General features: G+C 72.0%; 5 protein-coding genes and 1 pseudogene. 4 read left to right on the top strand and 2 right to left on the bottom strand.

The genetic code is table 11. From position 1 onward, the window contains the following. The 3 genes and pseudogenes from ACI379_RS13290 to ACI379_RS13280 all read left to right on the top strand — a co-directional run. Positions 1–259 (top strand): annotated as a pseudogene (locus ACI379_RS13290) (hypothetical protein); the annotation flags it as partial. A gap of 9 nt (positions 260–268) precedes the next feature. Beyond that, positions 269–1,075, top strand: coding sequence for a GNAT family N-acetyltransferase (locus tag ACI379_RS13285; RefSeq protein WP_439792569.1), 807 nt, complete (start codon positions 269–271; stop codon positions 1,073–1,075). A gap of 38 nt (positions 1,076–1,113) precedes the next feature. Continuing rightward, entirely contained in the window at positions 1,114–2,481 is a 1,368-nt protein-coding gene (locus tag ACI379_RS13280) for a dipeptidase (RefSeq protein ID WP_439792568.1), read from the top strand. Positions 2,482–2,532: 51 nt separating this feature from the next. Here ACI379_RS13280 and ACI379_RS13275 read toward each other — a convergent pair whose 3' ends face one another. Next, on the bottom strand, positions 2,533–3,651 hold the full coding sequence (locus tag ACI379_RS13275) for a hypothetical protein (protein ID WP_439792567.1): 1,119 nt from the start codon (positions 3,649–3,651) through the stop codon (positions 2,533–2,535). 60 nt (positions 3,652–3,711) lie between these two features. Then, positions 3,712–4,764: a hypothetical protein gene (locus ACI379_RS13270; protein WP_439792565.1), complete on the bottom strand. Its 1,053-nt coding sequence runs from the start codon at positions 4,762–4,764 to the stop codon at positions 3,712–3,714. Positions 4,765–4,898: 134 nt separating this feature from the next. Here ACI379_RS13270 and purF point away from each other — a divergent pair. Then, on the top strand, positions 4,899–6,298 hold a 1,400-nt coding region (gene purF, locus ACI379_RS13265), incomplete at its 3' end, for an amidophosphoribosyltransferase (RefSeq protein WP_439792570.1).

The raw sequence follows: 6,298 nt of genomic DNA, 5'->3' as shown, positions 1-6,298 counted from the left end.
TCCTCGACGTCGACGTCCTGGTCGAGCGCGACCAGGTCGGTCCGGCCGTCGCCGCCTGCGCGACGCGTACGCCGAGGTCAAGCTCCGCCTCGCCGCCCAGCCCGGCATCGACATCGACGCCTACCTGGCCGGCAAGTCCGCCGTCCTGCAGAGCGTGCTCGCCGCCTCGAACCTCACCGACTCCGAGAGGCGACAGATCTGGACCCTCAACGACCCCAGCGTCAGCGCCGCCGCCGCCGAGCAGCGCGCCGCCGACTAACCTCGCCCCATGCACGCACGCTCCCTCGGCTACCGGACCGACCTCGCCCTGCTGACCGCCACCGGCAGCACCGTCGAGGACCGCGGCACCCACCTGGTGGTGCGTACCCCCGCCAACCCCACGTACTTCTGGGGCAACTTCATCCTCCTGGCCGCCCCGCCCGTCCCCGGCGGCGAGAAGGAGGTCGTGGGGGCCTTCCACACCGAGTTCCCCGAGGCCGGACACGTGAGCATCGGGATCGACACCGGTGAGATCGACGACGACGCCCGCAAGCGTTGGGAGGCCGCCGGCCTCACGGTGGACAGCTCCGTCGTGCTGACCGCCTCCGCACTCCACCAGCCGCTCACCCCGCTGGCCGCCGTGACCGTACGACCCCTCGACTCCGACGAGGACTGGGTCCAGCGCGCGCTGCTCTCGTACACGCTGTCCCCGACGACGCCGCAGGACACGTTCCTCGTCTACCAGCGCGCCCGCGACGCCCACGAGCGCGCCCTCGTGGAGGCCGGATCCGGCCACCGGTTCGGGGCGTTCCTCGGTGACGAGCTCGTCGCCACGGCAGCGGTCTTCCGTACCGAGCCCGGCGTGGCCCGCTTCCAGAACGTCGAGACGCACGCCGCCCACCGGCGGCAGGGGATCGGCGCCAGCGTCGTCCACGCCGCCGGTACGTACGCGCTCGCCGAGCTCGGTGTCACCCAGCTCGTCATGGTCGCCGACGAGGAAGGCCCCGCCATCGGGATGTACCGCCGTCTCGGGTTCGCCGACTCCGAGCGTCAGGTCGCCCTCGAACGTCGCGGAGAAGGGTGGTCCGAGGCCTGAGTCGTCGTCGGGGCCGTGACGGTCCTACTGTGGACGGCATGACTCTCGACATCCGTGCCCGACTTGCCGAGGTGCTCCCCGGCGTCCGCAGCGACCTCGAAGACCTGGTCCGCATCGAGTCCGTCTCGGCCGACCTGACGCGCGCCTCCGAGGTGCAGCGCAGCGCCGAGGCCGTCGCCGACCTCCTGCGCGGCGTGGGCTGCACCGACGTCGAGATCGTCAGCGCCCGCGAGGACGGCGGCGCGCCGGCCGTGCTGGGCCACAAGGCCGGCCCCGAGGGTGCCCCGACGGTGCTGCTGTACGCCCACCACGACGTGCAGCCCGAGAACGACCACGCCGAGTGGGACTCCGCCCCGTTCGAGCCCACGGAGAGGGAGGACGGGCGAGGGGGCGTTCGACTGTTCGCCCGCGGTGCCGCCGACGACAAGGCCGGCATCGCGGCCCACGTCGGTGCGCTGCGCATCCTCGGCGACGACCTCCCCGTGAGCGTCACCTTCTTCATCGAGGGTGAGGAGGAGATGGGTTCGGAGTCGCTGCCCGACCTCCTCGCCACGTACAAGGACCGCCTCGCCGCCGACGTCATCGTCATCGCCGACTCCGGCAACTGGGACATCGGCGTCCCGGCGCTCACCACCAGCCTCCGCGGCCTCGTCCGCATGGACGTCGAGGTCCGCACGCTGACCCACGCCGTCCACTCGGGCATGTGGGGCGGCCTCGTGCCGGACGCCATCATCACCCTGAGCCGTCTCATCGCGAGCTGCTTCAATGACGACGGCAGTCTCGCCATCGAGGGCCTGAAGTCCAGCGCCGCCGCCGACGTCGAGTACCCGGAGGAGCGCCTGCGCGCCGAGTCCGGTGCGGCCCCCGGCATCGAGTGGATCGGTCAGGGCCCCGTCGTCGAGCGCCTGTGGACGCAGCCGGCGCTGTCCATCACCGGCTTCGACGCCCCGAAGGTCGAGGGTTCCTCCAACACCCTCGTCCCCACGGCCCGCGCCCGCTTCAGCCTCCGTACGGCGCCCGCCGACACCTCGGCCAACGCGCTCGCCGCGCTGCAGGCACACCTCGAGAAGCACCTCCCGTGGGGCGCGACGCTCAACGCGGTCGTCGTCGACACCGGCGAGGCCACCCAGATCGACGCCACCGGTCCCGCGTACGAGGCCGCCCGCGCCGCGTTCACCGAGGCCTGGGACGGCACCGCTCCCGTCGACATGGGCGTCGGGGGCTCCATCCCCTTCATCGCCGAGTTCCTCGACGCCTTCCCGCAGGCCAGCGTGCTCGTCACCGGCGTCGAGGACCCCGACACCCGCGCCCACGGCGCCAACGAGGGCCTGCACCTGGCCGAGTTCGAGAAGGTCGTCCTCGCCGAGGCGCTGCTGCTCAAGAACCTGGGTGAGCTCGAGCGCTGACGCCCAGCACGTGTGACGGTCCGGCCGCTCTGGCGGCCGGACCGTCGTACGTCACGCGCCGGTGCAGTCGCGGCCGCAGTCGTCGAAGCGGTAGCCCTTCAGGGGCGGCACGAAGTCGCCGCGTCGAAGGCCTCCCACGATGGTGACGCCGCCCACCTGGCCTCGAAAGACCACGTCCTCGAGCCGGCCGACCTCACCCACGTCCTCGCCGGTGCGCTCGTCGATGCGGGTCACGACGAGCACCGACCGGTCCTCGCCCGCGTACGAGAACCGCAGCATGCCATGGTCGTCGAAGGCGAGCAGGTCGCCCTGGTAGAAGCCCGGCTCGGGCTCGGGGTCGGGTTCCAGGTAGCGGTCCCACAGGAACTCGCCCGTCGCGGTGTCGTGCACCCGGCCCGTCTGTGGGGCGCCGTCCATCGTTGTCGCGACGAAGACGGACACGCCGCGCGCCGTTGCGAGGGGGTCGAGAACGGGATCGTCCATGGTCTGTCCGAGCTCGTCGAGGAGGACGGCGGGTGTGGAGGGGCCGCACGGACGGGGAGTTCCCTCACTCAGGGCGAAGCACCGTGTGGGCTGCTCATAGCCGTTCACGTGGAGCACGTCGTCGTGCAGGTCGAGGCTGCTTCCGCGGATGGTGTCGACCTGCTCGAGGTCACGTCGCCACGCGACGTCTCCCGTGGCCAGCCGGACGGCCACCAGTTGGGTACAGGTGCTCGGGAGCAGACCGTCGGACTGCAGCGGCTGACCTCCCCAGCCCTCCATGGTGAGATGCGCTGTGCCTCGGGGTGCGACGAGCGCCACCATCATCTCGTCCTCGGGATCGAGATGCGTCTGTGCGCACACGAAGTCGTCCAGCGCCGTGGTCACCTCCTTGCCGGTCCTGCCGTCGCGGATGATCAGCTCTCCGCCGAGCACGGCCTCGTCCTGGAAGAACCGGTGGGCCGAGGTCCAGTACCGGGCGGTGGTCTGTTGGGGCTGGTTGACGCCAGCCGGCACCGACCACACCTGCTGCGCCTCCTGCGGCGTCACGGTCTCCGTCGGCTCGGCCTCCGGCTTGTCGGGGTCCGAACCACCCGAGGTCGGTGACGAGCACGCGGCAGCGAGGACGGTGATGGTGGCGACAACGCCGGCGGTGAGGACACGCCGGGTGCGCCCGAGAGACGTCGGCACGCGCACATGGTGGCAGAAGGAGCCCGGCCGCCGGGGCGGGTTGGCGAAGGTGGTGCCGTCTCAGGCTCCCGGCACCACGAACCCGGCGATCTGGGACCTCAGCCCCTCCTCCTGGTCGACCGCGAGCACCACCACGTCGCCGATGAGCGTGAGCAGCAGGCCGCCCTCGACGCGGCCCACCTCGCCACCGATCTCACCGGTACGAGGGTCGACCTCGCTGAGCACGGCGACACTCCTGGCCGGGTCGTCGGCGTACTCGTAGTGCGCGCGCAGCAGCCGCCCCGAGGTGCTCAGCACGTACGCCTCGTTGCGTCGCCACTGGTCCGGCAGCAACGGGTCGGGGTCGAGGGTGTCGGTCCACAGCAGGCGACCGTCGGGCAGGGAGTGGGCGCGTACGACGGCAGCTCCGGCGTCGCCGGACCCGGTGAGGAGCACGACGTCGGCGCTGCGGCCGACCTCCTCCTGCCCGTCCAGCGGCGCCACGGGCTGCCCCTCGGCGTCGAGGAACCGCTCCTCGGGAACCTCCTGGCACTGCTCCCCCGACAGCCGGAGGCCGTCCTCCAGGCCCCAGCACGAGGTCACCGCTCCGCGCGTGTGGTGCACGACGCCGTCGCGGACGGCCAGCCGACCCGGCCGCTCGCTGGGCGAGGGGAGGGTGGCCTGCCACACGGGCCGCCCGGTGGCCAGGTCGACCACCTGCACCGTGGTGCAGTCGGGTCGCTCGGAGTCGAGCATGACGCCGCGAGCCGGGCCGGTGGTGACGAGGACCACGAGGCTGCCGCCGACCGGCAGGACGGGCTGGCCGCACGTGAACCCCTCGACGCCGCGCACGTCGCGGATCGAGCCGTCCTGGACGTCGCCGGCCTTGTACGGACCCGGATGGGCGGTGGTGCCACGGCCCACGCCGCTCGTCGTGGTGCTGGCCGCCAGCCACCAGCGCTCGTTCCACGTGGTCGGCACGGTCTGCCACCCCGAGGCGGACCAGGCGCGTTCGAGCACCGGCGCCGGCGTCGGGGTCGGCGCGTCCCCTTCGGCGTCCGCGCCGGACGACGTCGCGCAGCCCGCGAGCAGGAGCAGGGGAGCGAGCGCGCCGAGCGTACGGGGGAGGGGCATCGATGGATCGTCGCAGATATCTAGCCCGGTGGGGAGCCCTTCACTGGTCCCGGGCGGGCGGCGGTGACCGCTGGGCGGCGGCGGTGCGGCTCCACGGGCCGTTGGCCCGTAGACTTCTGACCGTGCCCAGCCCGATGAACAGGCGGAAGGGCGGCGACGGCCGCCTCACCTCGGCGATCGACCCCCAGGACCAGGGGCCGCAGGACGCCTGCGGTGTCTTCGGGGTCTGGGCGCCCGGCGAGGAAGTCGCCAAGCTGACCTACTACGGCCTGTACGCGTTGCAGCACCGCGGTCAGGAGTCCGCCGGCATCGCCGTGTCCAACGGCCGCCAGATCCTCGTCTACAAGGACATGGGCCTGGTCTCGCAGGTCTTCGACGAGTCGACGCTTGCCTCGCTCAACGGCCACCTCGCCGTCGGCCACTGCCGGTACTCCACCACCGGCGCCTCGACGTGGCACAACGCGCAGCCGACGTTCCACCCGACCGAGACCGGCTCGATCGCGCTGGCGCACAACGGCAACCTCACCAACACCGCCGACCTGGCGCAGATGCTGAGCGAGACCGACACGGGTCAGCTCGACCTCGGCGTCCGCATGCCGACCGCGAGCAACGACACCTCCGTGGTCACCCGGCTCCTGGCGCACCACCCCGACCAGACGGTCGAGGAGCGTGCCCGCGAGCTGCTCCCGCAGATCCGGGGCGCGTTCTCCTTCATCTGGATGGACGAGCACACCCTGTACGCCGCCCGCGACCCGCAGGGCATCCGTCCGCTGGTGCTCGGCCGGCTGGAGCGCGGCTGGGTGGTCGCCTCCGAGACCGCGGCCCTCGACATCGTGGGCGCCTCCTTCATCCGCGAGATCGAGCCGGGCGAGATGGTGGCGATCGACGAGGAGGGCCTGCGTACGAGCCGCTTCGCCGACGCCGCCCCCAAGGGCTGCCTGTTCGAGTTCGTCTACCTCGCCCGCCCCGACACCCTGATCTCCGGTCAGCGGGTGCACAGCGTGCGCGTCGAGATCGGTCGCCGTCTGGCCAAGGCTTTCCCCGCCGACGCCGACCTGGTCATCCCGGTCCCCGAGTCGGGCACCCCGAGCGCGATCGGTTACGCCGAGGCCTCCGGCATCCCGTACGGCACCGGTCTGGTCAAGAACGGCTACGTCGGCCGCACCTTCATCCAGCCCAGCCAGACGATCCGCCAGCTCGGCATCCGCCTCAAGCTCAACCCGCTGCGCGACGTCATCGAGGGCAAGCGCCTGGTCGTGGTCGACGACTCGATCGTGCGCGGCAACACCCAGCGCGCGCTGATCCGGATGCTGCGTGAGGCCGGCGCCCGCGAGGTGCACGTGCGCATCTCGTCCCCGCCGGTGAAGTGGCCGTGCTTCTACGGCATCGACTTCGCGACCCGCGCGGAGCTGATCGCCAACGGCCTGTCCACCGACGAGATCTGCCGGTCCATCGACGCCGACTCGCTCGGCTACATCGACCTCGACGACCTCGTCGACGCCACGAACGTCGCCAAGCCCGACCTGTGCCGCGC

The sequence above is a fragment of the Nocardioides sp. genome, assembly GCF_051876515.1.
In the GTDB taxonomy this organism is placed as follows: domain Bacteria; phylum Actinomycetota; class Actinomycetes; order Propionibacteriales; family Nocardioidaceae; genus Nocardioides.
The sequence above is the reverse complement of the archived record's forward strand: the minus strand, read 5'-3'. Positions and strand labels throughout refer to the sequence as shown.

Coding starts and splice junctions, on each gene's coding strand:
- ACI379_RS13285 (WP_439792569.1), top strand. CDS start 269: ATGCACGCACGCTCCCTCGGCTACCGGACCGACCTCGCCCTGCTGACC.
- ACI379_RS13280 (WP_439792568.1), top strand. CDS start 1,114: ATGACTCTCGACATCCGTGCCCGACTTGCCGAGGTGCTCCCCGGCGTC.
- ACI379_RS13270 (WP_439792565.1), bottom strand. CDS start 4,764: ATGCCCCTCCCCCGTACGCTCGGCGCGCTCGCTCCCCTGCTCCTGCTC.